Source organism: Asaia sp. W19 (assembly GCF_003994335.1).
GTDB lineage: Bacteria > Pseudomonadota > Alphaproteobacteria > Acetobacterales > Acetobacteraceae > Asaia.
Genome location: NZ_PNQZ01000061.1, coordinates 105,247 through 130,724 on the forward strand (window position 1 = coordinate 105,247; position 25,478 = coordinate 130,724).

The following is a 25,478-nucleotide window of genomic DNA, read 5'->3' on the forward strand; positions in this document are numbered from 1 at the left end:
TCCGCCTGACGCTTTTTCCAGAATAAGAGAGATCTCATGCGTATCCTTGTTGCCATGTCGGGAGGCGTGGACAGTTCTGTTGTGGCCGCCCTACTGAAACAGGAAGGGCATGAGGTCATTGGTGCGACGCTGCAGCTTTATGACCACGGTCAGGCTGTGTCGAAGCCAGGCGCATGCTGTGCCGGGCGCGACATCCTCGACGCGCGCGCTGTCGCCGATCGGCTGGATATCCCCCATTACGTGATCAATGCGGAAGACCGTTTCCGCAGCAGCGTCATGGCGAGCTTTGCCGATAGTTACGCGCGTGGCGAAACGCCTGTGCCCTGCGTCGCCTGTAATCAGGGGGTGAAGTTCACTGACCTGTTGGCCATGGCACGCGATCTGGGCTGCGAGGCAATGGCGACTGGCCATTACGTGCGCCGTCTGGAAGGGGAGGGGCGTGCCGAACTGCATCGCCCGTCCGATGTCTCACGTGACCAGTCCTGGTTCCTCTTCGCGACCACCCAGGATCAGCTTGATTATCTGCGCTTCCCTCTGGGGGACATGCCGAACAAGGATGCCGTGCGCCGGAAGGCCGAGGAGTTTGGCCTGGCTATCGCGGCCAAGCCCGACAGCCAGGATATCTGCTTCGTGCCGTCAGGTACGTATGCTTCGGTCGTCGAGAAGCTGCGCCCTGAGATCCATGGATCGGGCGAGATCGTGGATGAGACAGGCCGCGTGCTTGGCCAGCATGAGGGCATTGCCCGTTACACTGTCGGGCAGAGCAAGCGCTTGGGCGACATTCATACCAAGGATGGGCGTCGCCAGATCGTCAAGCGTATCGACGCCACGACGCGCCGCATCATCGTCGGCCCAAAGGATAATGCCGGGAAGCTCGAATTTTCCCTGCGGGACATGAACTGGCTGATCGACCCGTCATCTGAAGGCGTGCGCTGCCACGTTCAGATCCGAGCCCGCGAGATCACCCGGGAGGCCTGGGTCTATCCTCTTGCCGGGGGGGCGCGCGTGGTATTGGATGAGGCGGCCATGCCCGCGCCGGGTCAGGCCTGCGTGCTGTATCAGGGCAGCCGCGTTCTAGGCGGGGGCTTCATCCTTTCCTGAGAGGAGCCGGGTCTTATGGACCGTCTTGTCATTGGTACACGCCGCTATTCTTCCTGGTCCCTGCGTGGCTGGCTTGCCGTACGCGCGTCGGGGCTTACCGCACCCGATCAGGTGATTGCGCTGCGTGGCGGCGGACAGACCACCGAAATCCATGACCTTTCCCCGAACGGGCTCGTTCCTTTTCTGGAACATGACGGGGCGCAGATCTGGGAAAGCCTCGCGATTTGCGAGTATTGCGCCGAGTTCGCTCCGAGCCTCTGGCCCGAGGAGCGCAAGGCGCGCGCCCATGCACGCAGCATCGCTTCAGAGATGCATTCCGGGTTTCGTGCCCTGCGTCAGGCCCTGCCCATGAATCTTGGCCGCGAGGGGCGCGCGCTGCCTGAGATGAATGCCGAGGTGCTCAGGGATATTGCCCGTATCGATGCGCTTTGGGTCGATACATTGGCGCGTTTCGGCGGGGAAGGGCCCTATCTGTTCGGGACCGTTCTGGGTAATGCGGACATCATGTTCGCTCCGGTCGTTTCCCGTTTCGCGTCCTATGCGGTGGCGCTCTCCCCGCGGGCAGCGTGTTATCGGGATGCTGTGCTCGCTCATCCGCTCATGAAGGAATGGACGGCCCTTGCAGCCGCAGAGCCCGCGTCCTGGCGTCTCGATCCTTATGAGTCACTAGGCTGATTTTGTACGATCAGCCGCACGACGTCGCCTGATACCGCCCGATCGGGCGGTATCGACACAGTATGGCGATGCAGCGGCCAGATCAGGCGCAACGCCGACAAGAAAAACGCGCACGCCGATCAATAACGCGTCGCACGCCTCCTATGTCAGGCTTTGGGCAAAAAATTCAAAGTTCATAATACAGGATTATTGTTATCTACCGCATAGGTGCAAAGACAATGCGGTTATGTCATTTTCATTACACAGACAGGATTTATAGAGTTTTGAGCTTTATTCAGTCCTTTCGCTGCGGTTTATGGCAAATCGGGCTTGGCTTATCAGCCCTGTCCTTGTATAAGCCGCGCCAAACCAGCCATACCGTTTTGCTCAGGATACGGGTTTGGGCCTGTGTCCTTCTCAGGGCTTCTTGCGGAGCGGCAAGGTTCAAGCGATTTGCGTTAAGGACAGACGTGCATGATCACGCTCCCCCCGGATTATCGGCCCTCTGACGAAGAAGAGTTCATGAATCCGCTCCAGGTGGAGTTCTTCAGACAGAAATTGCTCCGCTGGCGCAATGATCTGCTCAAGGAAGCCAATCTGACGCTCGCCAGTCTCTCGGAAGGGGGGATACACGAGGCGGATGTGACCGACCGCGCCAGCGTCGAGACCGATCGTGCGCTGGAACTGAGGACGCGTGATCGCGCCCGCAAGCTCATCGGCAAGATCAATCTCGCGCTGCAGCGCGTGGAAAACGGGTCATACGGTTACTGCGAGGAAACGGGCGAGCCGATCGGCCTGCGGCGTCTTGAAGCGCGTCCGATTGCAACCATGTCGATCGAGGCGCAGGAGCGTCATGAGCGCATGGAAAAAATTCATCGCGACGACTGATTCTTTTACAAAAAAAGCGCTTTCGGGGCTTGCAGCTTTCAGGCTGAGAAGCTACGAAGCGCTCCAGTTGCTGCTGTAGCTCAGTGGTAGAGCACTCCCTTGGTAAGGGAGAGGTCGCGAGTTCAATCCTCGCTAGCAGCACCACGATTTTCCTGACAATTCGATTGAGACGCTTGAGCGATTTTTCGGCCTCCGGGACGAGAAAGCGTTTTGGTGATCGCGTCCTCAGCGGAGCAGCCGTGCTACGGATCTGCTCGTTCGACACCCTCTCATGGGCTCAAGCCATCAGAGTAAGCCAAGCAATCATGCCGGAGCGCGGTTCGTTTCATGCGCTGGTGCGTCTGCCCGGACGGGCCACAGCGCGGCGCCGTGATCGTGGTGTGCACATCCGACTCTCCGAACAGCACCGTATTGAGAGGCGAAACCCCAAACCCATACCGGCCCGGCCCAATCGCGCCCGGCGCGGAGGTGAACAAGCAACGATGGGCGGAGCACGTTATGCCCGTTCTCGATGGCGTCCTTGATCCATTGGGTGAGGGCCTTGGCCGCGCGGCTTAGTGCTTCATCGGATGTGTCTCCTCCCGTGAAGCAGCCAGGCAGATCAGGCACAATCGCGCCGAATGCCCGAGTTTTCGAGCCCATCTCGATGACGACTGGAGAGGTTATGCACGTCTCCAGTCACTGGCTATATGCGCCGGGCTCGTTCTTTCCCTGCGCGCGAGGGGTTCACGCCGCGTCCTCCCTTTCCACGACCAGTCTGGGTCAAGAGAGGGGGGCAGGACCGTCCGTCTTCTGTCAGGTGTCGACCTCAGGCGGAGGCTTTTTCGCCAGACCGAAGCCGGGTATTCGCCAACCGATCATGGCGAGCCGTGCGGTCTGATAGATCGGTGGCGAGGAAAAGGCCGCCTGCAAGATAGCCTGTCATGGAGATCGCCGGAACTGTCGGGTTCAGCGCTGCGGCGATCACGGCAGCGATCATGCTGGCTACAAGGATAATGATTGCCGAGACGAGACCGACGATGCGGGCCTGGATGAGACTCTCGCCTTGCCTGTCATCCGCCCGGGCAATGAACGCGGAGAGGCTGTTCATAACGAGGCTCAACCATATCAGGGGCGGAAACAAGGCGAAAATCGGAACGCTGATGAAACCGATCGGGCATCGCAGGAATAGAAAGGCGTCGAGTGCGAGAAAGAGCCACGCGATACTGGTCGAGAGGCGCAGATCACAGCGCAGCGGAGCTTTGCTCTCGGTGTCGAGGCTCTGGTCCAGCGCAAGCGCTTTTGCGACGGGCTCCACAAGCAAGTCGAGAGTGGCGCCTAGGGAACGCGAAGATTGTTGCGCCCAAGGGGATGGCTGCCGGGTCATGACGCGTTCCCAGGTGGAAGAGCGCGTCGGATGAGCGTCCGGAAATAGTTGAGCAAAAACATCTGTTCATCCTCCTGGAGGCAAGTACAGCGGGTCTTTGGCAAACATGCAGGCGTGAGTTCTTGCGATCATAAACAAGATGATCATCGCCCTGGCGATAGCACAATGCAGCGGGCAAGACATGATCGTTTATCGGCACCTCATCCTGATGCGGCTGTCGGGCAGTTGCATTTTTTTTCTCTGCTGGTTGGGATCTGGAGCGCTTGCGCGAAGGCGCCGCGGGCCTGGAAGGTCCGATATCTCCCCGCGCCTCTGTATCAAGGGCCATTGGATGGTCCAATTCCGGGCTGTCTATTCAAGGGGCGCGTGTACGCCCGGACTTCGGTCCTGCATCTTTCAGAAAAGCGACACATACCCCTGTTTTTCAGAAGGGACTTCCGTGAAACCCTCCCTTGAACATACCGTTTAACGCCGATGTGATGCCCTCCGGCAGTCACCGGAGATGAGAGAGTGAAGCAACGCGACGACTGGCACCTGACCGATGCGCTAGACTACGAACATGGGCGTGGTGACCCGTTTGCAGCAGCCGTGCGTGCCACGCGTATGCCCATGGTGATTACCGATCCGCATCAGGATGATAATCCCATTGTCTTCTGCAATGTCGCTTTCCAGGAACTGACTGGCTACGACCGCGAAGAAATCATGGGTAAGAATTGCCGTTTCCTGCAGGGGCCGAAAACTGATCCTGCCTCCGTCGCGCAGGTTCGTGCGGCCATTGAGCAAGGCCACGATATTGATGTCGATCTGTTGAATTATCGAAAGGATGGATCGATATTCTGGAACGCGCTCTATCTGTCTCCGGTCCGAGACGCTGCGGGCGCGATACGTTTCTTTTTTGCCTCTCAGCTCAATGTGACGGAGCGCGTCGAGGCGCAGCAGATCATCAATCAGCAAAAGGCCCTCGTGGAGCGCGAGGTCGAACGTCGCACGGCCGATTTGCGTGACGCGCTTGAGGCCAAGACGATCTTGCTCCATGAGGTCGATCACCGGGTCAAGAACAACCTGACCATGATCGGCTCGCTCTTGCGCTTGCAGGCCCGCAGCATCGATGACCCGGCCATCGTGGCGAAGCTCGACAGTATGCTCGAACGCGTGGACGCCCTGGCAGTCGTTCATCGCCAACTTTATCAGTCCGATGACATTGCGACCTTCGATATTGGAATGTTTGCCGAAAGTCTGGCTCGGGATGTCATCGGGTCGAGCGGTCGCAATGATATTGAGCTGGCGCTTCGGACGCGCTCGCTGATGGTCGATTCGGCTCATGCTTCGGCGCTTGGATTGATTCTGAACGAGATCCTGACCAACGCGATCAAACACGGTTTCGCCGATGGAAGATCCGGAATTCTCGCGCTTTTCGCGGGGGAGGAAAAAGGGCAGGGCACAATCAGGATTTGCGACGATGGACCGGGGATGCCCGCTGTCAGGCGTACGAAAAGTATTGGCGCGGCACTGATCACAAGGCTCGTTCGTCAGGTTCAGGCTCAGGTGAGATGGAGCGATAATGCGCCAGGGACCTGCGTGACGATCACCTTTCCCAAAAGCGAGACGCCTTGATGGCCGCGCCTCTGGATGTGCTGATCGTGGAGGATGAGATGATCATCGCCATGGATATGGAGGCCCTCATCGTGGATTGCGGCCATGAGGTGGTGGGGGCAGCGGTCTCGCTTCAGGAGGTCGAGGCCCTGCCAGCGGATCTCAATCCACAACTCGCGTTGGTTGATCTCCATCTGGCGCAGGGATCGAACGGTTTCGAGGTGTGCGAACATATCAAGGAGCGCTGGCCCGAAGCGCTTATCGTGTTCATGACCGCCAATGTTTCAAAGATACCGGAAGATTACTCAGGGGCGCATGGCGTAATCGCGAAGCCGTTCTCCCATGCTGGCGTCGTCAGCGCGCTGCGCTACCTTTCTGAGGGTGTATTTGATCCACCCCCTTCGGTCCCCAGACCATCAAGCCTTCGAACCTCGGAGCATTTGCGCCGCCGTTGGTGCCTGGGCTGAGACCTACCCAGGCAAAAAGGCGAGACGATGCAGCACCGTCTCGCCCGAGTTCATCCGATCAGAGAATGCCGCCGGAAATGGGTAGCGTGACACCCGTGATGTAGCTCGAATCCTCGCTGAGCAGAAAAGCGACTGTGCCTGGTATCTCCTCGATATCGCCCAGACGACGCATGGGCACGCCGGCAACCATCTCCTTCTTCACCGTCTCGGGATTGGTGGAGAAGTACTGGGTGTTGGTTGCCGCCTGCAATTCGGTCTGGCGATCCCACATGAAGCCCGGCCCCATCAGGGCAGGAGCGATACCGTTGACGCGGATATTATGCGGGGCGAGATCCTTGGACGCCACCTGCGTCAATCCGACCACTCCAAATTTCGACGATCCATAGGCGCCCATATTCGGAGGGCCCTGCAGCCCGGCCATGCTGGCAGTATTGACAATGCTGCCGCTACGACGAGCCACCATGCGGCGCGATACGGCACGCAGAACATGGAAGGCGCCCACGAGATCGATATCCACCACACGCTGGAAGTCCTCCACAGGGTATTCGTGGATCGGGGCAAAAGCCCCTTGATAGCCGGCATTGTTGAAGAGCAGGTCGATTGGGCCGATAGTCTTCTCAGCGTAGTCGATAGCCTCTTCGACGCTGGTGTAATTGGTTACGTCGCAAACGACGGTCTTTACCTTGACCCCGTGCTCGGCAAGCGAGCTGGCGGCAGTATCGAGCTTGCCTTGATCCAGATCCAGCAGCACGACATGACTGCCTTCCTTTGCAAGGCGACGCGCGACGGCGAGCCCGATATTGCCTGCGGCCCCCGTCACGAGCGCCGTTTTTCCGGCGAAGCGTTTCTTGTCACTCATCGGTCTTGTTCCTTGCGGGATGCGGCAGAAAAATCCAGCCATTCCCTTAAAACGGGCCTCCCCTTCCAGCCAGGAAAGGGGGGCTTTTCTACCCTATCGATACCACATTGCGGGTAACTTCGCATTGCTATGCATCAAAGGGTTTTAAGCATACCGCCATCGACGAAATAGGAAGATCCTACGCTGTAGGAGGCTTTGTCCGAGCACAGGAATACGAAGAAATTCGCCAGCTCTTCAGGTGTGCCGAAGCGTTTGATCGGGGCGTGTTCATCGGCTACGGATTGGAGATAGGCTTCCCAGTCACCGCCGCTTTCGCTGGTAAGCTGCTTGGCGGTCTTGATCCAGTCCGGCGTCAGGATCAGGCCCGGATTGACGCAGTTGACGCGGATATTATCCTTGATCACCTCGGTCGACAGGGTCTTGGAGAACATCATCAGGGCGGATTTCGTGACGTTGTAGATCGGCTCATACCACAAGGGCTGGGCAGCGCAGATCGACGCATTATGGATGATGGCACCGCCACCGCGCTTCTTCATGCCAGGCACCAGACCGCGGGCAAGACGAATGGCGGCCATGACGTGCAGGTCCCAGTAGAACTGCCATTTTTCGTCTGTGGCTTCCATGATGGTCTCGTTGGACCCGGTGCCTGCATTGTTGATCAGAATATCGGCGCCACCGAACGCGGCCTCGGTCTGGTCGATGATCGCCTGAACCCCCTCGAGCGTTGCGACATCGGCGGCGACGGGCAGGCAGCGCACGCCATGCGTCTCGGCAAGATTTGTGGAAGCCTCGTCCAGTCGCGCCTTGTCACGGGCGACCATCACGATATGCGCCCCTTCGCGGGCAAGCCCCTCAGCGACGGCGAGCCCGATACCGACGCTCCCGCCAGTGATGACCGCGACCTTGTCCTTGAGACCCAAATCCATAGCATTTACTCCTGTCAGCTGAACGCCCCTGCTCAAGATGAGCCGGGTCGGGAAGCGAGACTGAACGAGGGAATGATCTGGCGAGGAAGAGGGGAGGTGGCTCAAATTCCGGTGTGGTCGGACACGCTATGGTGAGATGCCCGCTTCCCCATCTGAGGGGTCAGGGATCTCGTTCTCTTTGATGTTCTCTTCAGTCGGGGCGGATCGATCGTCCTTGCTTCTGAATGAAGGAGGCACTGCGCGGTCAGTCCTCGACGTATCGATGGGCATGGGTCATCTGTGAAGCTGGGTCCATCGTTCTTCGGGAGGAATTCACAATGAAAGCATCACGCGCAATCTCCGGGTATGTCTGTCTAGGCTGTGTGGTTGCTCTGACCCTCGTGGGCTGTGACGCAGGGGGTGACTCCCCGCCCTCGGTCGCTATGGCCAATCCCGCCTCGGTTTATTGCAAGCAACAGGAAGGGAAGCTCGAGATCAGGCATGAGAAGGAGGGAGATGTCGGGTACTGCCACCTTGCTTATGGGCGCGTCGTTGAGGAGTGGGTGCTGTATCGCGCAGCCCATAAGCAGACCACGACAGCGGCCTCGAAATAGTCATCATGAAGGGTGAGAGACGGGGAAGGCACAGTCTGACTAGCGTGGTTGTGAACTGATGAAGTGAACAGCCTGGTCCGCTATCCGTTCTTTTGCGGGTGAGAGAGTTGCTTGGCGCACTCAGCCTGCCTCTCGATCACTGCGCCGCGCGCGATAATAACGCGTCCGGACCCGAACGTCGCAAGACCATATTTCAGCCCAGGGAAAGGGGATAGTCATGCCCGCCCATATCCTGCCGGATCACCTTGTCTCAACGCCGCAAACCCCGGTTCGAGGGGTGATTCTTGCCTTGGGAGGGGTGCTGGCGGACTCCTACCCGGCTCTCGCAGAGCGCTCATCGGGCCGGACGCCCGCGCTTGAAGCGGGCGTCCTGTCACTGTTCGATTTGCTGGATAAGCGCCACGTACCACGGGCCATACTGACGTGCGATGAGGGCGCGGGGAGCCGTGCGGCCTTTGCGGCGAAAGCGCTCGCAGACCGGTTCGATGTCCTGATCAGGTATGACAGATCCAGTAGTGTCGCATCGATCGGCGAAGCATTGAACGAGGCGGCTCGGCGCATTGGCGTCGCGCCCGAGCTTTGTCTTTTTGTCGCCTCATCTGAAGCGGAGGTCCGAGCGGCGCTGTTGATTGGCCTGCGCGTGATACGGGTTGGCGCAGAGGACAGTCAGGTGGCTCACGTCAAATCCGGGATGGGCGAAGTCGAGGAGGGCGCTTTCGCAATGATGGATAGGCGCGACATGCTGGCTGTCGTCTCGGATCATGCAATCGCCTGTGACTATCTCACCCGCTATGCCCGGTAACGAGACACTCTGTTTTCTTGTTGAGTGCGCGCGCCTGCTCAGAACCGTTCCACGACGCAGGGAGATGACGGCCAGGCTACCGATAATTCACGTGTTCATTGCGAAACCGCAAGGCTATCGGCACGCTCTCTGTTCAAGTTGATGGAAGGTCCAGTTCGGACAAACTGTGCCCAGCTCTTCTCCTTTGCTTTAGGCATTTCGATTATAGATCCGGACAGACAAGTAAGAACGAGAACTCTGCTGCGGGTCCATAAGTCTTTTCCAGGATCGTCATGTGTTTGTCATATGAGCGCGCAATCAAGTGGCATATAGCTGATTAACATGGGGGGTGTTATCCATGAGGATATTCATGTGATTGATCCCTAATAGAGCGCGTGATGCTCTCTCCTCCCCTTTTTTGACATTATTTGTCTTTTTTTCCTTGCAATTGGCTCGCCCATGCCTATTTTAGGGTCATACACACGATTTCGTGATTGCCCAAACCCTGAGTGCAGGACGTGCTGATCGGCGCGCGCACGCAACGAGAGAGGACAATGTCATGACCGTAGCACCCTCACACGCTACTGATATCCCCGCTGCCCTGCGTGAAGATGGCGCCCTTAAGCTCGTCATTTTCGACTGTGATGGCGTCCTTGTGGATGGAGAGCATCTTTCCACCGCCAAGATGGCGGAAGAGGCCCGTAATTACGGCTGGAACCTCTCGAACGAGGAAGCACACAAGATTTTCACCGGTGGTGAGCTCGTCAAGATTGGCGAGCGCATCGGACGCGAGACCGGTAAGGAAATGCCAGCGAACTGGGACATGATGATGCAGGACCGCATTGTCAAAATGATGGAAACCGAAGCCGAGACGATCGACGGTGCCCATGACATGCTTCAGCGTGTGCATGATCTCGGCTTGCCGATCCGTATCGGCTCGAACTCCTCCGGCGCGGAAATGGAAGCCAAATTCTCGAGCACCGGCCTCGACGAATTGCTCGAGGAAGAGCGTATCCATTCCGGCCGTGATCTCGACATGCCAAAGCCGCGCCCTGATCTCTATCTGCACGCTGCCGAGCTTGAAGGCGTAGGGCCCGAACATTGCATCGTGCTGGAGGACTCCGACACGGGCGCTGAAGCCGCGCGTCGCGCGGGAATGGCCTGTGTGCTGCTGCGCGATCTCAGCAAGCCTGCCCCGTCCTGGCCTGGATTGCTGCGCATCGGCCATCTGTCGGAATTCCCCGGTATCCTCAAGCAGATCTTGGATGTTCAGAGCGCGCGCAATCCGGTTGCGGCCTGATCTGCGTAGAAAAGAACACCCCAAAAGCCGCCCCTCACCGGGCGGTTTTTTTTTATGCCTCGGTCCTTCGGTTGTGAGGCAACATCGTGCCCTGCTGCCGCGTTCGGCCTGTTCACCCAAAGGCTCTCGCATGGGCGAGGCCTGCTCAAGGCAAGGACAGGCATCATGTCGGCAAAGGACTTCAAGAAAGGTGACGATGTCACCTGGAAGACGAGCAATGGCGAGACCGAGGGGCACGTGGTCAAGACGGTGACCAAGCCCATGAAGATCAAAAGTAATGAGATCAAGGCCTCGAAGGACAACCCCAAGATCCTGGTCGAAAGCGACAAGACGGGGGCAAAGGCCGCCCATAAGCCTGACACGTTGCACAAGAAATGAGCGCCGCTTCCAAAGGGTTTCCGCTTCACCCGATTGAGACGGATTCCCGTCGCCGAACCGGTTCCTTGATCGGTGCATCGGGCCTGGCTGTGCTGGGCCTGGTGATCTTGGCCGGAACCCCTTTTGCGCGGGCGCAAACCGTGGGAGGGGCGCCGACCGGGTTAGCCCCGACCCAATGCGACAACCGGAAGTTTCTGTCAGATCAGGCGGGATTCATGCAGACGGGACCCACACGCGTGGATCTGCCCGAGCATATCTGCGGGCAGGTGGTCTCCGTTACGCGGCGTTCGCGCAGGACACGCAGTGGGGTGCATGGTTACTTTATCCTACAAACTGCGCCCGGTCACAGCATCCGTATCGTCTCGGATCTGGACAGGATGAATGCACCGAACTGGCCTTGGGTGAAGCCGGGCGATCAGGTGGACGTCGTCGGGCGCTATTATTTTGATTCAGAGCGAAGCCAAGGCATAGACTGGACGCACCATGGTGCGGGGCGTCACTGGGCACTCCCCGGTTTCGTGCAGGTCAACGGCACACGCTACGAATGAGAAAAGGCGGTGGGGTAACCCACCGCCTTTTTCGTGCCGCACTGACTAAGCGCCTCAATTGTCGCTGGTTGCCTCCGATTTCTCATCGGAGTCTTCCTCTCCACTCTTGGGGGCGGAGGGGGTGACTTCGAGGAAATCGAAATGCAGGGCGTTATCCTTGAGACCGATGCGTACTGCACCGCCATTGGCCAGAGCGCCAAACAGAAGCTCTTCCGCCAGGGGCTTCTTGATCGTGTCCTGAATGACACGTCCAAGTGGGCGTGCGCCGTAATGGCGGTCATAACCACGCTCTGCCAGCCATTCCTTGGCCGCCGAGGTGATCTCGATGGTCACGTGACGATCTGCGAGTTGCGCCTCAAGCTGAAGCACGAATTTTTCTACGACACGGCCAACGGTCTCTGGCGTCAGATTAGCGAACGGAATGATCGCGTCCAGACGGTTGCGGAACTCGGGGGTGAAAAGACGCTTGATCGCATCCTCATCCTCGCCCACGCGGTCCGTCCGTCCAAAGCCCACTGCCTCCTTGCTCAGATCGGCGGCGCCCGCATTGGTCGTCATGATCAGGATCACATTGCGGAAGTCGATCGTCTTGCCGTTGTGGTCCGTCAGACGGCCGTGATCCATGACCTGGAGCAGGATGTTGTAGAGCTCCGGATGCGCCTTCTCGATTTCATCGAGCAGCAGCACGGCGTGAGGGTGCTGGTCGATGGCATCGGTGAGCAAGCCGCCCTGATCGAACCCGACATAACCCGGCGGGGCACCGATCAGGCGTGAAATGGAGTGACGCTCCATATATTCGGACATATCGAAGCGGATCAGCTCGACGCCGAGAGAGGCCGCAAGCTGCTTGGCCACCTCGGTCTTGCCCACGCCCGTCGGGCCGGAGAACAGGTAATTGCCGATCGGTTTTTCCGGATCGCGCAGACCAGCCCGGGCCAGCTTGATGGCCGAGCTGAGGGCTTCGATGGCCCGATCCTGACCGAACACCATGTTCTTGAGATCGCGCGACAGCAGGCGCAGTGTCTCGCGGTCATCGGTCGAAACTGATTTGGGCGGAATGCGCGCGATCTTCGCGACGATTTCCTCGATATCCTTGAGTGTCACCGTCTTGCGACGCTTGCTTTCGGGCAGAAGCATGCGGGATGCCCCGGCCTCGTCGATGATATCGATCGCCTTGTCCGGCAGCTTGCGGTCATGCATGTATTTTGCCGACAGCTCGACGGCCGCCTTCAGCGCGTCATCGGTGTAACGCACCTTGTGATGACGCTCGTAACTACCCTTCAACCCGCGCAGGATCTTGATTGTGTCGCTGATTGAGGGCTCCGGTACATCGATCTTCTGGAAGCGCCGGACCAGAGCGCGATCCTTCTCGAAATGCTGGCGGTATTCCTTGTAGGTGGTCGAGCCGATGCAACGCAGCGTGCCTGCAGCCAGCGCCGGCTTGAGCAAATTCGATGCGTCCATAGCGCCGCCGGAGGTTGCGCCTGCACCGATCACGGTATGGATCTCGTCAATGAACAGAATGGCGCCTGGCGTCTGGTCGAGTTCGGTCACGACGGCCTTGAGACGTTCCTCGAAGTCACCGCGGTAGCGGGTTCCCGCAAGGAGCGCGCCCATGTCGAGAGAGAAGATCGTCGCATCGAGCAACACTTCAGGCACATCGCCCTCGACGATGCGCTTAGCCAGGCCTTCGGCGATAGCGGTCTTGCCCACCCCCGGATCGCCGACATAGAGCGGGTTATTCTTGGTACGGCGGCAGAGGATCTGGATCGTACGCTCGACCTCGCCGTCACGGCCGATCAGCGGATCGATCTTGCCTTCTTCGGCGCGCTTGTTCAGATCGACGCAATAAGCCGCGAGGGCTTCCTGCGGCTTGGCGGCTTTGCCCTGCTTTTCCTCGCGCTCACCCTCTTCCTTGTCGCGCGACCCGGTTGGGGTGCGGCGGCTGGAGCGGTCAGGTGCCTTGGCAATGCCATGCGAGATGAAATTGACCGCATCAAGGCGCGTCATGTCCTGCAATTGCAGGAAATAGACAGCATGGCTCTCGCGCTCGGCAAACAGGGCGACGAGCACGTTGGCACCCGTCACTTCATCGCGGCCAGTAGATTGTACGTGAATCGCCGCGCGCTGGATCACGCGCTGGAAGGCCGCAGTCGGTTTGGGTTCGGTGGGGCGGTCCGAGGCCAGCCCAGCCAGATCCTTGTCCAGAAACTCCGTCAGGTCGGCACGCAGTTTCTCAAGATCGATGCCACACGCCTTGAATACTGTTACCGAATCGGTGTCTTCGGTTAGGGCAAGAAGCAGATGTTCGAGCGTGGCGTATTCGTGGCGTCGCTCACCAGCCAGGGTGAGGGCGCGATGGAGCGTCTGTTCGAGCATACGAGACAACATGAGGGCGCTCCTTTGGGTCAGGCGTGACGGGCCAACGAGACAGGATGTAAGCAGATCTTGATTTTGTAAAAGGGTCTCATGCGCTGTTTCTGCGCCAGCTTCTGGTCGGGTCTGAGGTTCAGGCCTTCTCGATCATGCATTGCAGCGGATGCTGGTTCTGCCTGGCGAGGTCCATCACCTGCGTTACCTTGCTCTCTGCCACCTCGAAGGTGAAGACGCCGCAAACGCCGACACCCTTTTTGTGGACATTGAGCATGATATTCGTCGCTTCCTCCCGCGACTTCGAGAAAAAGCGCTCGAGCACATGAACGACGAACTCCATCGGGGTATAATCGTCATTCAGCATCAACACCTTGTACATCGCCGGACGGCGCGTCTCGGGTCGGGTCTGGGTCACCACGCTTATGTGCGAGTCGTCTCCGGTGCCATTCTTGCCAGGGGGTTCATCGGGGCCGGAATCCTGCGCGCCGCGTACGAAAAGGGGGACTTCCCGGACGAGAAATGGCGCGCCGGGTGCAACACCAGGCGTTGTGGAGGTTTCAGGAGGTGTTGCGCGGGTATCCATGGTCACGACCATATGGGATCGAAATAGGGATCGCAAAGATCTAACAGGCCACAAAGCAGCAAATTACCGGATAAGCCATTCTTTACCTTATTTTTCCCGCAATTGAGTCAGATGATCATGGACGACAGGAAATGCGTCTGTCTATGATGGGAAAACCGCCAGAAATCCGGGGGCACGAGTGACCTACTGCACGCAGTCCGAAAAGAAGAAGAGCCTGTCGAAGGCGAAGCGAACGGGCAAGGCGCGCAAATGGACCGTGTTCACCCGGACCGCTCTCGGCATCGGCCTGAGCGTCGGCATGGTCGCGACGCCCAAGTTGGCTCGTGCCCAGTATGCAGGGCATGTCAGCTCCTATGTTGTCGATGTGAATAGCGGTGCGGTGCTGTCGCAGGTCGACCCCGATCTCCAGCGCTACCCGGCCTCGCTGACCAAGCTGATGACACTCTACATGGCGTTTCGCGCTTTGCGCGCCGGGGATATCACGCCGGACACCGCCGTGCCGGTCTCGATCCACGCCTCTACACAGGCACCCTCCAAGCTTGGCCTCGTTCCGGGTACGCGTTTCACCGTGCAGCAAGCCATTCTAGGCCTGGTCACCAAATCGGCCAATGACGCTGCCTGCGCCCTCGGGGAACTCATCGGTGGGGGCGACGAGGTGCGTTTCGCCAACATGATGACGCAGCAGGCCCGTGCTCTCGGTATGTCCAACACGACATTTCGCAATGCCTCGGGTCTTCCGGACCCCGATCAGGTGACGACCGCGCGTGACCTCTCGATGCTGGCGCAGCATCTGGTTCAGGATTTTCCTGAATACTATCATTACTTCTCGACGCCGATGTTCGCATTTCACGGCCGCATGATTCCGAACCACAACCCCATGCTCAAGACCTATGCCGGGGCTGATGGCATGAAGACCGGGTATACCGATCTTGCTGGCCATAATCTCATCACCTCCGCCATGCGCAGCAATGTGCGGCTGGTCGGAGTAGTGCTGGGCGCACGGTCGAACCCGCAGCGTAATGCCATGATGGCCTCGATCCTCGATCAGGGCTTTGCGGCTGAGGGCGTAGCGCCCATGGCCCCGCTCCACCCTCCCGTGGTGCTGGCTCGGAATGCACGTCGTCACGGTCATGTGGCCGGAGGATCGAGCGCAGTGTTCGAGGTGGCCGAGGCACCTACGGGGCCGCGCCGCTATCAGCCCGTCAGCCATGGCGCGAAGCGTCACAGTGTCGCCTCAGCCAAGCTGCGCATGGCCACATCGCGTCATGTCGTTTCAACCAAGAAGACATCGCGTCACCAGAAGGGCTAATGAGCCAGGGCTGAATAGCCTGGCTTTTGGGGGTGGCACGGAAAAACCGCGCCATCAGCCTTGCTCCTTGCGCTGTCAAAGCGCATTTTCACTCATCTCCGATAATTAGAGACAATGAGTGGAGGCAGGAACAGGGCATGGATAGTATGGCGCATGATCACGGTATCACCATCTACACCGAAGAGGATTTCGTCGGTCTGAGAAAAGCGGGTCAGCTTGCCGCGGCGACTCTCGACATGATCACGCCTCATGTGGTGCCGGGCGCCAAGACAGATGACCTTAACCGCCTTATTCACGCGTTTACCCTGGATCACGGAGCGATTCCTGCGCCGCTGAATTATCGCGGCTTCCCCAAATCCTGCTGTATCTCGATCAATCATGTCGTTTGTCATGGTATTCCGGGTGAGCGCTGCCTGAAGGATGGGGATATCGTCAATATCGATGTGACCTCGATCCTGGAGGGCTGGTACGGCGATACGTCGCGTATGTATCTGGTAGGCAATGTCCCCAAGAAGGCTGTCAATCTCGTTGAGGCAACGTACAAGGCGCTGATGCTCGGCATCGCAGAGGTGGCGCCGGGCAAGACGCTTGGCGATGTCGGTCATGCAATCCAGAGCTTTGCGGAAGGCAAGCGGCTTTCGGTCGTGCGTGATTTCTGTGGTCATGGCATCGGGCGCGAATTCCATGCCGAGCCGCAGGTCGTGCATTACGGTACTCCAGGCAAGGGATTGAAGCTGCGCGAGGGAATGGTCTTTACCATCGAGCCCATGCTCAATCTGGGCAAGGAAGGCACAAAGACGCTCGAAGATGGATGGACAGCCGTTACGCGCGACCGCTCTCTCTCTGCACAGTTCGAACATATGCTTGCCGTAACAAGCGATGGATGCGAGATTTTCACGCTATCGCCCGCTGGCTTTACGAAGCCGCCTTACGTCTGAAGCTGATTGCTTCTGCCTGATCTGCAAGGAACGATCCACGTGAAGCATGTCTGCATCCGGACGGCAGCCCTGTCGCTCCTCCTCGCTGGAGTTTCCCTGCCGAGTCTCGCCTCGGCAGCTCCTGCATCTGCGGCATCCCCCGCTCCCATGCCCTTCGACCCTCTTGCTTTCGGGACGGTCAATCCTGAGCTCAAGCCGGTCAAACCCGTCATGGGCACGCGCGGCATGGTGGTTTCGGCCCAGCATCTTGCCTCCGAGGCGGGCCGCAAGATCATGGCATCAGGCGGTAACGCGGCCGATGCCGCCGTTGCGGTAGGCTACGCGCTTGCAGTGGTCTATCCGGCCGCCGGTAATATCGGCGGCGGCGGTTTCATGACCCTGCGCCTGCCGGATGGCAAGACAACCTTCATCGATTTTCGCGAGCGCGCGCCTCAGGCCGCGACACCCACCATGTATCAGGACGCGCAGGGCAAGGTGGATGCGAAAGCCTCCATCGAGGGCTGGCGCGCCATAGGTGTTCCGGGCACGGTCGCGGGCCTGGACGAAATTCATCGTCGCTGGGGCAAGCTGAGCCGCGCCAAGGTGATGGCGCCCGCCATCGAACTGGCCGAGAAGGGGTTCGTGATTGGCCAGGGCGATGCGGATCTGCTGCATACCAGCACCGACGCGTTCCGCAAGGACCCGCACGCTGCAAAAATCTTTCTGCGCCCTGATGGCACGCCGCTTCAGCCGGGGGACCGACTGATTCAGACCGAACTGGCCCGCACATTGCGCAGCATCGCGAGCAAGGGGCCGGATGTCTTCTATAAGGGGGATATCGCCCAGCGCGTGGTGGCGGCCAGCCAGAGCAATGGCGGCATCCTGACCCTTGCGGATTTCGCCGCCTATCATCCGCGTGAATTTGCGCCGATTCATTGCCAGTATCGCGGCTATGATATCGACACGGCCCCTCCGCCGAGCGGGGGAGGCGTCGCGCTGTGCGAGATGCTCGATATCCTCTCGGGCTATGACATGAAGCAACTCGGACTGAGAAGCGTCGCGGGGGTGCAGCGTCAGGTTGAGGCCATGCGTCACGCCTATTCCGATCGTCGCGATCTGGGCGATCCGGATTTCGTCAAGAATCCCGTGGCTCATCTGATCGACCCGGGTTACGCAGCTGAAATCCGCAAGGGTATTCCCCTGGATCACGCCCTGAACTCCGATGCGCTCGTCGCCGGTGCTGCTTTGCCAGGTGCCACGCAGGCACAGCCAGCCGCAGATCGTGAAAAGCACGAGACGACCCAGTTCTCCGTGGCGGATCGTTCAGGATTTGCCATTTCGGCCACCTACACGCTCAATGGCTGGTTCGGGGCTGGGGTGATTGGCGGCGATACGGGCTTCTTTCTCAATGACGAGATGGATGATTTTGCCGCCAAGCCGGGCAGCGCGAACATGTTCGGCATTGTCGGATCGGAGGCGAACGCCATCGCGCCGGGCAAGACGCCGCTTTCGTCCATGGCCCCCACCATCATTTCCCATGAGGGCAAGCCGTTCATGGTAATCGGCAGTCCGGGCGGCTCACGCATCCCCACCATCGTGTTGTCTGTGGTGCTGGGCGTGATCGATGGCGGGCTCGATATCCAGCAGGCCGTCGATCTGCCGCGACTCCATGAGCAGTGGAAGCCCTCCGCCATCGAACTCGAGCCGCGCGCGCTCAGTACGGATGTCATGCAGCAGCTTCAGCTCGAGGGATACGCACTCTCGCCGCATCGCCCCTGGGGCGTGGCGGAAGGGATCCTCTTCGGGCGGCCCTCTGTGGCGGCCCCCGCAACCGGCAAGCTCTATGGCGGCTGGGATCGTCGTCATGAGGGTGGCGGAGCGAGCGGATTGTAAAAAACCTGATTCTGCCTCTTGCGTAGCAGAGGCAGAATGGTGTTAACCCTGCACCGGGAGGTCGGCCTTGGACGGACGGCTTGCGAACCCGGTCAGGTCCGGAAGGAAGCAGCCGCAGTGAGTTTTGTACGGGTCATGTGTTCGGCCTCCCACCCTCTGAAGCAGCCGGTCGCGCCACGCGCCTCATGACGCCCTCAGACCCCCCTCTTCATGACGATGAAATTCCGCTCCCCCCGGCCGAGGCGGGAGGGTTTTTCGATGAGCCCCCTGCAGCCCCGTCGACGCCGACGCCTGCTGCTCCTGCCAGGACAACATCCGAGCGGAGCGGGCCATATCGCGTTCTCGCGCGCAAATACCGTCCCCAGCATTTTGATGACCTGATCGGACAGGATGCGACGGTACGTATCCTGCGTCGCGCTTTTCAGCTCGGGCGTGTGGCGCATGCCTTCATGCTCACCGGCGTGCGTGGCGTAGGCAAGACCACCACGGCCCGTATCATTGCGCGTGCACTGAACTGCATCGGGACAGACGGGCAGGGCGGCCCCACGGCCGATCCATGCGGCGTCTGCGCCAATTGCACGGCGATTCTGGCAGACCGTCATCCTGACGTGCTGGAAATGGACGCCGCCTCGCGTACCGGCGTGGACGATATTCGTGAAATCATCGAGGCGACGCGATTCCGCCCGATGCAGGGGCGTATGAAGGTCTTCATCATCGATGAGGTCCATATGCTCTCGCGCAATGCGTTCAATGCATTGCTCAAGACGCTGGAAGAGCCCCCTGAACAGGTCACGTTCATTTTCGCGACCACCGAATTGCGCAAGGTACCGGTTACCGTGCTGTCGCGCTGCCAGCGTTTCGATCTGCGTCGCGTGCCGCAGGAAATGCTGATGCAGCATTTCGCCGGGATTGCGGAGAAGGAAGCGGTCGCGTTTTCTGAAGAAGCGCTTTCTCTCATTGCACGGGCTGCGGATGGTTCGGTGCGCGACGGTCTCTCGCTGCTCGATCAGGCGATTGCGCAAGGCGAGGGCGAAGGCGCTGCGCAGATCGAAGCGCCGATGGTCAGCGCCATGCTGGGACTGGCCGATCGTCAGCTCGTTTTCGACCTGTTCGAAGTACTTATGCAGGGCAAGGCCGACGAGGCGCTGTCCATCTCGGGGCAGGCCTACGCGCAGGGAGCCGATCTCGGTATCCTGCTGGCAGATCTGCTCGACCTGATTCATGTGATTTCGCGCCTCAAGGCGATTCCGGCGTTGCGTCACAGCCGTGAACTCCCTGAGGCCGAGCGCGATCGTGGGGCGTCTCTTGCAGACCGCCTGCCCAATGCCGAGCTCGGTCGTGCCTGGCAGATCCTGCTGAAGGGCATTCAGGAAGTCGAACAGGCCCCGGATCGTCGTGCTGCTGCCGAGATGGTGCTCATCCGCCTTTGCTATGCGAGCACCCTGCCCACGCCCGATCGTGTGGCGCGGATGGTCCTTCAGATGCCCGTCGAGAAGCGCGCATCCGATCCGTCCAGCGTCGGCGGTGAGGCTATGCAGGGCGGTACTTCCTTGGGCTCGAACGGCGCGTCTTCGGTTTCCGGCCCTTACGCTGCTGCGCAGCACGGGGGAGATGCCGGGGGGGATGATCGCCCCCGCGCAGCGCTGCGGCTCGTGGCCAATGGCGGCGTTGCTTACGATCCCGTGACCTCCGCACCGGCGCAGGCTCTGGCACCTACCCCTGTACTGGCCCCTGTCCCGCCGGTCCCTGAGGGAGAGACATCCGAAGCTCCGCCACCCCCTTTGAGGTCATGGCGGGAGATGGTTGCTTTCGTGGCGCGCCAGTCCGAAGCCATGCTGCATGGGACATTGCGTCACTCCGCCCATCTCGTGCGCTTTGAGCCGCCTCACGTGGCTTTGCGCATGGCGCGCGGCACGCCGCCCCGTATCGAGACGCGTCTTCAGGCCTTGCTGGAGAAAACCTATCCCGGCCAATGGCATGTCGAAGCCTCGCAGGAAGAAGGCGAACCGACACTCGATGAGCAGGGCGCCGAGATTGTGGCGCTTCGGCGTGAAGAGCTTCACGCCCACCCTCTGCTGCGCGCCATTCTTGATGTGTTTCCCGATGCTCGTGTCGGCGAGCCCAAGGATCTTTCGCTCGATGAGTATGGACTTCCCCCTGAGGAGCTGGAGGAACCGGCGAGCTGGACAGCAGAACCCGCCGCGCCGGATCTGGACTTTGCCCCGCTGGATGCCGATCTGATGGATGACGATGACTGGCACGATTTCGGTGGCGGCTCCTCTTTCTGATTCGAAGGAAATGAACAGATGAAAAATCTTGCCGGTCTCATGAAGCAGGCCTCCCAGATGCAGTCGCGCATGGAAGAGGTGCAGAACACGCTCAACGCCCTCACTGTTGAAGGGTCGTCGGGGGCGGGTCTGGTCAGCGTGACGCTGAGTGGCAAGGGCGATATGCGGGCGCTGCGCATCGATCCCAAGCTCGCCGATCCGAATGAGGTCGAGATGCTTCAGGATCTGATCGTAGCTGCTTTCGCCGATGCGCGGAGCAAGGTCGAGGCCGCCAATGCCGAGGAAATGCGCAAGGTGACTGGCGGGATCGATCTGCCTGCTGGGCTGAAATTTCCGTTCTGATCACCCCGGACAGGAGGCAGCAGCCATGATGGGTGGTGGGGATGTCGAAAGGCTGATCCAGCTATTGTCCCGCCTGCCCGGGCTGGGGCCGCGCTCGGCGCGTCGCGCGGCACTCACCCTCCTGCGCGCCCCCCAGACACGGCTTCTGCCTCTGGCCCATGCCATGGAGCAGGCGGCCCAATCAGTACGAACATGCTCCGTCTGCGGCACACTCGACAGTAGCGATCCCTGCTCTATCTGCGCCGATCCATCGCGGGATCACGGGTTGATCTGTGTGGTCGAAACCGTGGGGGATCTCTGGGCGCTCGAGCGCTCTCGTCTGCATCCGGGGACCTATCAGGTTCTTGGCGGTGTGCTCTCGGCGCTTTCTGGGATCGGTCCCGAGGACCTTAATACGGCTTCCCTCCTGTCTCGCGTGTCTTCGGGTGAGGTACGCGAGGTCATTCTGGCGCTGGGAGCCACGGTCGAGGGGGCGAGCACCGCGCACTGGCTCCAGGAGAAACTGGCGGCCCATGAGGTGACCGTCACGCGTGTGGGTCATGGTGTGCCGATCGGAGGCGCATTGGACGTGCTTGATGACGGGACCTTGGCCGCAGCGCTTTCAGCACGGCGTCCGGCCCTATGAAGTCTGCTTCACCATTCGCGCCTGTGCCGTCTGATATCCCACGCGTCGCGTTGATCACAGGGGGCGCGCGTCGTATCGGGCGTGCGCTGGTCGAGGCGCTTGCCCATGAGGGCTTTGCCATTGCGCTGCATTGCCGCAGCCATGCCGATGAGGCGCGTGCGCTTCTGGCCACTCTCGATGTAACTGGTTGTGTGCTCGAGGCTGATCTGATGCGGGAGCACGAGACTGCCCGTCTGGTGAGCGATGCGACGAAAGCGCTTGGACCGATCGGCGTGCTGATCAACAACGCCTCCGCTTTCGAACGCGACGAATGGCAGGATGTGACGCGCGAGTCCTGGGACCGTCATCTCGAAACCAATCTGCGTGCCCCGTTCATCCTGATGCAGGAATTCGCCCGCGCCTTGCCGAAAGACGCTCGGGGCTTGATTCTCAACCTGCTCGACCAGCGTGTCTGGAATCTCACCCCTCATTTCGTCAGCTATACCCTCTCCAAGGCGGGGCTCTGGACTCTGACCCAGACCATGGCGCTCGCACTCGCGCCACGCATACGGGTCAATGCCATCGGCCCCGGTCCGGTTCTGCCCGCCATTGGACAAAGTCAGGAGCATTTCGAGGCGATGCGTCTCAGGGCACCGCTCCAGACCGGCGCCGACCCGCAGGAAATCGTCACAGCCGCGACAGCTTTATTGCGAATGCCTTCAGTAACCGGGCAGATGATTGCGCTCGATGGCGGCCAGCACTTACAATGGCGCGCTTAATCAAGAAAAAGAGGCGTACAGGGCGAGATGGCATCAATGACCTGCCGGATGGCAGATGGTGAGCGCATGACCTGCACCATTTTCCGCGTTGTAACCCATCATCGGACACTGATCTCTCTCGACCCGCAGACTCGCGAAATGGCGCATCTGGCTCCCGGGGCTGTAACGAGCCAGACGATTGCCATGCGCTGGTCCGGCCATCCGGACTTTGCGCTGCTCATCGGTTATGACGGTGACTGGCCGACAGAGGCATCGGAGGTCCAGCGAGGGGGCTGGAGTCCAGCCTTTCGAGCCTGCACCGTGATCGATTTCGGCGAGGGTCGCCACGCACTCAAGCCATATCGTGGCCCGCGACTGCTCAGCGCGGAAGAGGGCACCGGCCGGATATACGATAACCGCGAACTCATTTCTGATTGGGAGCTTTTCCTCTTCGATCCTGTGAGCCATTCCGAAAGCCCGTTTCCCGGTGACCTGGCCGAGCACGGTGCCCGGCTTTTGGGCGCTCTGGATAAGCCGCAGGCACTGGCGGGCGCTCTGGCGGCCTGTCCTCCCTCCTTGCAGCCGCCTCTTCTTGAGATGCTTTGCGACATGCTCTCGACCGAGAGCGGTCAGGCGTTCGCGTCTCTTTTCGTCACCGATCTCGATATGCCGGGAAATGCGTGCGCCCGGTATTGTTCCTCGATCCTGGCGACCTTGCCGGAGCCTGAATGGATACGCGACGGCTTCAGAAACCTGCATCAGTGGCAAAACGGGTATGCCGCCCCGATCCGATCTGCCGATGCCCGTTATGATTTTCTGGGATTTGGCGCCAATACGGTAGCCTACGGCCATTACAGTTTCGGCGCGCGTCTGCTCGCGATGGCGCGTCAGGCTGTCAGGCCGGGCAAGACCCTGGCGCTTCTCGCAACGGCCCGGGATGAAGGCCTCTATCTGATCGAGTGGATTGCGCACCACCGTCGCATAGGCGTCGAGCAGTTCTTCATCTACACCAACAACCTGACCGATGGATCGGACGTGCTTCTGCGCCGTCTTGCCGAGGCGGGCGAGATCATCTGGATCGATAACACGGGCGCCTCGCCTGAGCGGATCAATATGCAGGACAAGGCGTATCATCACGCCTTGATGCTGATCCCCGATTTGCTGGACTATCGCTGGTGCCTCGTGGTGGACCTGGATGAAATGGTCCTTCCCGCTGCGGGTTTCGACTACAAGCTGCCACCCCTCCTTGCTGCCCGTGAACGCGAGGGGGCGGAGGTCGTGACATTGTCCTGGCGCGTGTTTGGCGCTAATCGTCGTCTGGTATGGGCGCCTGGCCTGTCATCAGAGCGCTTTGTGGAAACCGAGCCGAATCCGTTGGTGAAAGCCGTCTTCAGAACCAGCCATTTCTCCGGAGCCTCGCCCCATCATCCGCTCACGCGAGACCGCCGCACGGTTTCCTACATGACGATCGATGGTGAGAAGCATAGCTCGGGAGATCCCGGTGATCACGATCGCAGCTTCTCAGTCAAACCTACGATCAATGGCCGGATTTGCCATTATCATGTGCGCTCGCTGGAAGAATATGTCTGGAAATTCGCCCGGGGCGAGAATGACGGCAAGGGTGTCCTGATCGACAAGAGCTTCCGGTACAATACGCCTGCGATCTTCGAGATATTCCTCAACCGTCTCGAGAGCTCGGGCGGTCAGCCTGCCTTGCCGCTGGTTGAGGATATACAGCGCGGCGTGAGGCAACTCATGCGCCTTCCCGGCGTGCAGGATGCCTGCGAGCAGATCGTGCAGCGATTCAAGGCGCAGATACGGGACTTCGTCGAGCAAAGTGATCAGATCATGCAATGCGACGATCGTATCGACAGCGATGTGCGGGCGCGATGGGCGGCTTTGGTAGAGATGTGGCGTGAAGGGGCGACGACGGTCTGAAAACCTCCCGGTCGTCGGTGTCTTTCAGTCGCTGGTATCCTTGAACCGGGCGAACCCGGCGATCAGGTAGTTTTCCTCGACAAGTGAAAAGGGCATCTGGTCGCTCTGGCGGGTGAGCATGGCCGTGTTGCGGAGCAATATGCCTGGGGGGAGTCCTTCAGAGACGCTCGACAGCGGCACGCGAGTGAAGTGCAACGGGGCCACCACCCGGCCGAATGGAATATCGGTCGTCTGGAGCTGATGATTCATTTCCGGTGTGAGGCGCTCCGGCACATACCAGTTCCAGGCATCCGACAGCACGAGCGTTCCACATTGCAGGCTCACATGCCGGGCGCGTAGCGTTTCTTTCGCACCCAGATGGAACGTAGTGCCGAGAAGGGCCGGGGGCGTGCGGTCATTCTGGTCCGGCTGGGCAATCGCCGTGACGGGAACGCCCGGAGCGATGCGCGCGCAATAGGCCTGCAGCACACGGGTCGCGCTGGGCTGACTGGCCAGCGCGTGTTTCAGGTGAGCGGCTGTCTCGGCGAGGGCAGGAGAGGAGGCCATGCTCAAAAGAAAAAAGCCGGTCAGACCGGCTTTTCTCAGGGACATCAGTTTTCGTTATCGTCGTTGTCGGTGGTGACTTCGATCTCGGAACCGAGATCATCATCGTCATCATCGAGATCTGACGCATCTTCCATCACGTCATCATCGCCATCATCATCCGCATCGAGATCGACATCGATATCATCTTCGTCGCTCTTGGGATCATTCTTGGTCTGATCTGCGGGGATCTCGCCACCGCGCTTAGGAAGGGGCAGATCGCTGGGCTGTTCTGCGCCACATTTCGGGCAAATCGCGGGAGCGCGATTCAGGTCGTAGAAACGCGCGCCGCAAGAGACGCAAATGCGCTTCAGACCGAGTTCTGGTTTTGCCATGATGACTACCTGTCGATCCTGAACCGGTTGAAAAGGGAAACGGCTTGCGCCGCGAAGCACGGGGCCATGCCAGCTTGCGTTCGTGATGTCAAATGCAAGCTG

The 25,478-nt window shown here is 59.8% G+C and carries 26 protein-coding genes, 1 tRNA gene and 1 other RNA gene; 20 read left to right on the forward strand and 8 right to left on the reverse strand.

The annotated features are described in order from the left end of the window. Positions 1 to 36 precede the first annotated feature (36 nt). From mnmA to C0V97_RS11650, 4 genes are all read left to right on the forward strand, one after another. Positions 37 to 1,101 carry a tRNA 2-thiouridine(34) synthase MnmA gene (gene mnmA, locus C0V97_RS11635; RefSeq protein WP_127102760.1) on the forward strand — a complete coding sequence of 355 codons (1,065 nt, stop codon included), beginning with the start codon at positions 37 to 39 and terminating at the stop codon, positions 1,099 to 1,101. Positions 1,102 to 1,116: 15 nt separating this feature from the next. Continuing rightward, complete coding sequence (locus C0V97_RS11640) at positions 1,117 to 1,776, forward strand: glutathione S-transferase family protein (RefSeq protein ID WP_127102761.1); 660 nt, start codon at positions 1,117 to 1,119, stop codon at positions 1,774 to 1,776. 453 nt (positions 1,777 to 2,229) lie between these two features. After that, complete coding sequence (gene dksA, locus C0V97_RS11645) at positions 2,230 to 2,643, forward strand: RNA polymerase-binding protein DksA (RefSeq protein WP_127102762.1); 414 nt, start codon at positions 2,230 to 2,232, stop codon at positions 2,641 to 2,643. A gap of 69 nt (positions 2,644 to 2,712) precedes the next feature. Continuing rightward, positions 2,713 to 2,787 (forward strand) — tRNA-Thr (locus C0V97_RS11650). Between the two features lie 159 nt (positions 2,788 to 2,946). Here the strand turns inward: C0V97_RS11650 and C0V97_RS11655 are convergent. Further along, positions 2,947 to 3,321: a type II toxin-antitoxin system HicB family antitoxin gene (locus C0V97_RS11655; RefSeq protein WP_370265615.1), complete on the reverse strand. Its 375-nt coding sequence runs from the start codon at positions 3,319 to 3,321 to the stop codon at positions 2,947 to 2,949. A 130-nt stretch (positions 3,322 to 3,451) separates the two neighbouring features. Then, positions 3,452 to 4,009, reverse strand: a complete 558-nt coding sequence (locus tag C0V97_RS11660) for a hypothetical protein (protein WP_127102763.1) — start codon at positions 4,007 to 4,009, stop codon at positions 3,452 to 3,454. A gap of 510 nt (positions 4,010 to 4,519) precedes the next feature. Here C0V97_RS11660 and C0V97_RS11665 point away from each other — a divergent pair. Together C0V97_RS11665 and C0V97_RS11670 are read left to right on the forward strand one after the other, a co-directional pair. After that, on the forward strand, positions 4,520 to 5,623 hold the full coding sequence (locus tag C0V97_RS11665) for a histidine kinase dimerization/phosphoacceptor domain -containing protein (RefSeq protein WP_127102764.1): 1,104 nt from the start codon (positions 4,520 to 4,522) through the stop codon (positions 5,621 to 5,623). Next, the gene (locus C0V97_RS11670; protein WP_127102765.1) at positions 5,623 to 6,069 is read left to right on the forward strand and encodes a response regulator; all 447 of its coding nucleotides are present in this window, start codon (positions 5,623 to 5,625) and stop codon (positions 6,067 to 6,069) included. Before C0V97_RS11665 ends, C0V97_RS11670 begins: the two co-directional genes overlap by 1 nt. A 58-nt stretch (positions 6,070 to 6,127) precedes the next feature. Here C0V97_RS11670 and C0V97_RS11675 read toward each other — a convergent pair whose 3' ends face one another. Further along, positions 6,128 to 6,928 carry an SDR family NAD(P)-dependent oxidoreductase gene (locus C0V97_RS11675; RefSeq protein WP_127102766.1) on the reverse strand — a complete coding sequence of 267 codons (801 nt, stop codon included), beginning with the start codon at positions 6,926 to 6,928 and terminating at the stop codon, positions 6,128 to 6,130. Between the two features lie 134 nt (positions 6,929 to 7,062). Next, positions 7,063 to 7,854 (reverse strand): SDR family NAD(P)-dependent oxidoreductase, encoded by a 792-nt coding sequence (locus C0V97_RS11680; protein WP_127102767.1) that lies wholly within the window; start codon positions 7,852 to 7,854, stop codon positions 7,063 to 7,065. A 317-nt stretch (positions 7,855 to 8,171) separates the two neighbouring features. On the opposite strand from C0V97_RS11680, the gene C0V97_RS18695 reads away from it, so the two are divergent. From C0V97_RS18695 to C0V97_RS11705, 5 genes are all read left to right on the forward strand, one after another. After that, on the forward strand, positions 8,172 to 8,447 hold the full coding sequence (locus tag C0V97_RS18695; protein ID WP_127102768.1) for a DUF333 domain-containing protein: 276 nt from the start codon (positions 8,172 to 8,174) through the stop codon (positions 8,445 to 8,447). A gap of 217 nt (positions 8,448 to 8,664) precedes the next feature. Then, entirely contained in the window at positions 8,665 to 9,249 is a 585-nt protein-coding gene (locus C0V97_RS11690; RefSeq protein ID WP_127102769.1) for a hypothetical protein, read from the forward strand. 538 nt (positions 9,250 to 9,787) lie between these two features. Further along, positions 9,788 to 10,528 carry an HAD family phosphatase gene (locus C0V97_RS11695; protein ID WP_127102770.1) on the forward strand — a complete coding sequence of 247 codons (741 nt, stop codon included), beginning with the start codon at positions 9,788 to 9,790 and terminating at the stop codon, positions 10,526 to 10,528. Between the two features lie 165 nt (positions 10,529 to 10,693). Further along, positions 10,694 to 10,906: a DUF2945 domain-containing protein gene (locus tag C0V97_RS11700; RefSeq protein ID WP_127102771.1), complete on the forward strand. Its 213-nt coding sequence runs from the start codon at positions 10,694 to 10,696 to the stop codon at positions 10,904 to 10,906. Between the two features lie 215 nt (positions 10,907 to 11,121). Continuing rightward, complete coding sequence (locus C0V97_RS11705) at positions 11,122 to 11,454, forward strand: DUF3465 domain-containing protein (protein WP_370265542.1); 333 nt, start codon at positions 11,122 to 11,124, stop codon at positions 11,452 to 11,454. 54 nt (positions 11,455 to 11,508) lie between these two features. Here the strand turns inward: C0V97_RS11705 and clpA are convergent, their stop codons facing one another. After that, positions 11,509 to 13,845, reverse strand: a complete 2,337-nt coding sequence (gene clpA / locus C0V97_RS11710) for an ATP-dependent Clp protease ATP-binding subunit ClpA (RefSeq protein WP_127102773.1) — start codon at positions 13,843 to 13,845, stop codon at positions 11,509 to 11,511. Positions 13,846 to 13,963: 118 nt separating this feature from the next. Further along, positions 13,964 to 14,410, reverse strand: coding sequence for an ATP-dependent Clp protease adapter ClpS (gene clpS / locus C0V97_RS11715; protein WP_127102774.1), 447 nt, complete (start codon positions 14,408 to 14,410; stop codon positions 13,964 to 13,966). A 178-nt stretch (positions 14,411 to 14,588) separates the two neighbouring features. Here clpS and C0V97_RS11720 point away from each other — a divergent pair, with 178 nt between their 5' ends. The 9 genes from C0V97_RS11720 to C0V97_RS11760 all read left to right on the forward strand — a co-directional run bounded on the left by C0V97_RS11720 (position 14,589) and on the right by C0V97_RS11760 (position 24,459). Further along, the gene (locus tag C0V97_RS11720) at positions 14,589 to 15,719 is read left to right on the forward strand and encodes a D-alanyl-D-alanine carboxypeptidase family protein (protein ID WP_370265546.1); all 1,131 of its coding nucleotides are present in this window, start codon (positions 14,589 to 14,591) and stop codon (positions 15,717 to 15,719) included. 146 nt (positions 15,720 to 15,865) lie between these two features. After that, positions 15,866 to 16,657 carry a type I methionyl aminopeptidase gene (gene map / locus C0V97_RS11725; RefSeq protein ID WP_127102905.1) on the forward strand — a complete coding sequence of 264 codons (792 nt, stop codon included), beginning with the start codon at positions 15,866 to 15,868 and terminating at the stop codon, positions 16,655 to 16,657. 147 nt (positions 16,658 to 16,804) lie between these two features. After that, positions 16,805 to 18,529: a gamma-glutamyltransferase gene (gene ggt, locus C0V97_RS11730; RefSeq protein ID WP_127102906.1), complete on the forward strand. Its 1,725-nt coding sequence runs from the start codon at positions 16,805 to 16,807 to the stop codon at positions 18,527 to 18,529. 56 nt (positions 18,530 to 18,585) lie between these two features. Next, an RNA gene (ffs, locus tag C0V97_RS11735) (signal recognition particle sRNA small type) lies at positions 18,586 to 18,682 on the forward strand. A 32-nt stretch (positions 18,683 to 18,714) separates the two neighbouring features. Next, on the forward strand, positions 18,715 to 20,817 hold the full coding sequence (locus tag C0V97_RS11740) for a DNA polymerase III subunit gamma/tau (RefSeq protein ID WP_127102775.1): 2,103 nt from the start codon (positions 18,715 to 18,717) through the stop codon (positions 20,815 to 20,817). Positions 20,818 to 20,835: 18 nt separating this feature from the next. After that, positions 20,836 to 21,159, forward strand: a complete 324-nt coding sequence (locus tag C0V97_RS11745) for a YbaB/EbfC family nucleoid-associated protein (protein WP_127102776.1) — start codon at positions 20,836 to 20,838, stop codon at positions 21,157 to 21,159. 28 nt (positions 21,160 to 21,187) lie between these two features. Beyond that, positions 21,188 to 21,784, forward strand: coding sequence for a recombination mediator RecR (gene recR / locus C0V97_RS11750; RefSeq protein ID WP_199751864.1), 597 nt, complete (start codon positions 21,188 to 21,190; stop codon positions 21,782 to 21,784). Further along, the gene (locus C0V97_RS11755; protein ID WP_127102778.1) at positions 21,781 to 22,542 is read left to right on the forward strand and encodes an SDR family oxidoreductase; all 762 of its coding nucleotides are present in this window, start codon (positions 21,781 to 21,783) and stop codon (positions 22,540 to 22,542) included. Before recR ends, C0V97_RS11755 begins: the two co-directional genes overlap by 4 nt. Before the next feature lie 36 nt (positions 22,543 to 22,578). Next, complete coding sequence (locus C0V97_RS11760; protein WP_158625407.1) at positions 22,579 to 24,459, forward strand: glycosyltransferase family 2 protein; 1,881 nt, start codon at positions 22,579 to 22,581, stop codon at positions 24,457 to 24,459. A 24-nt stretch (positions 24,460 to 24,483) separates the two neighbouring features. Here C0V97_RS11760 and C0V97_RS11765 read toward each other — a convergent pair whose 3' ends face one another. Both C0V97_RS11765 and C0V97_RS11770 read right to left on the reverse strand, forming a co-directional pair. After that, positions 24,484 to 25,050: a hypothetical protein gene (locus C0V97_RS11765; protein ID WP_127102780.1), complete on the reverse strand. Its 567-nt coding sequence runs from the start codon at positions 25,048 to 25,050 to the stop codon at positions 24,484 to 24,486. Beyond that, entirely contained in the window at positions 25,050 to 25,376 is a 327-nt protein-coding gene (locus C0V97_RS11770; protein WP_127102907.1) for an FYDLN acid domain-containing protein, read from the reverse strand. Before C0V97_RS11770 ends, C0V97_RS11765 begins: the two co-directional genes overlap by 1 nt. Positions 25,377 to 25,478 lie beyond the last annotated feature (102 nt).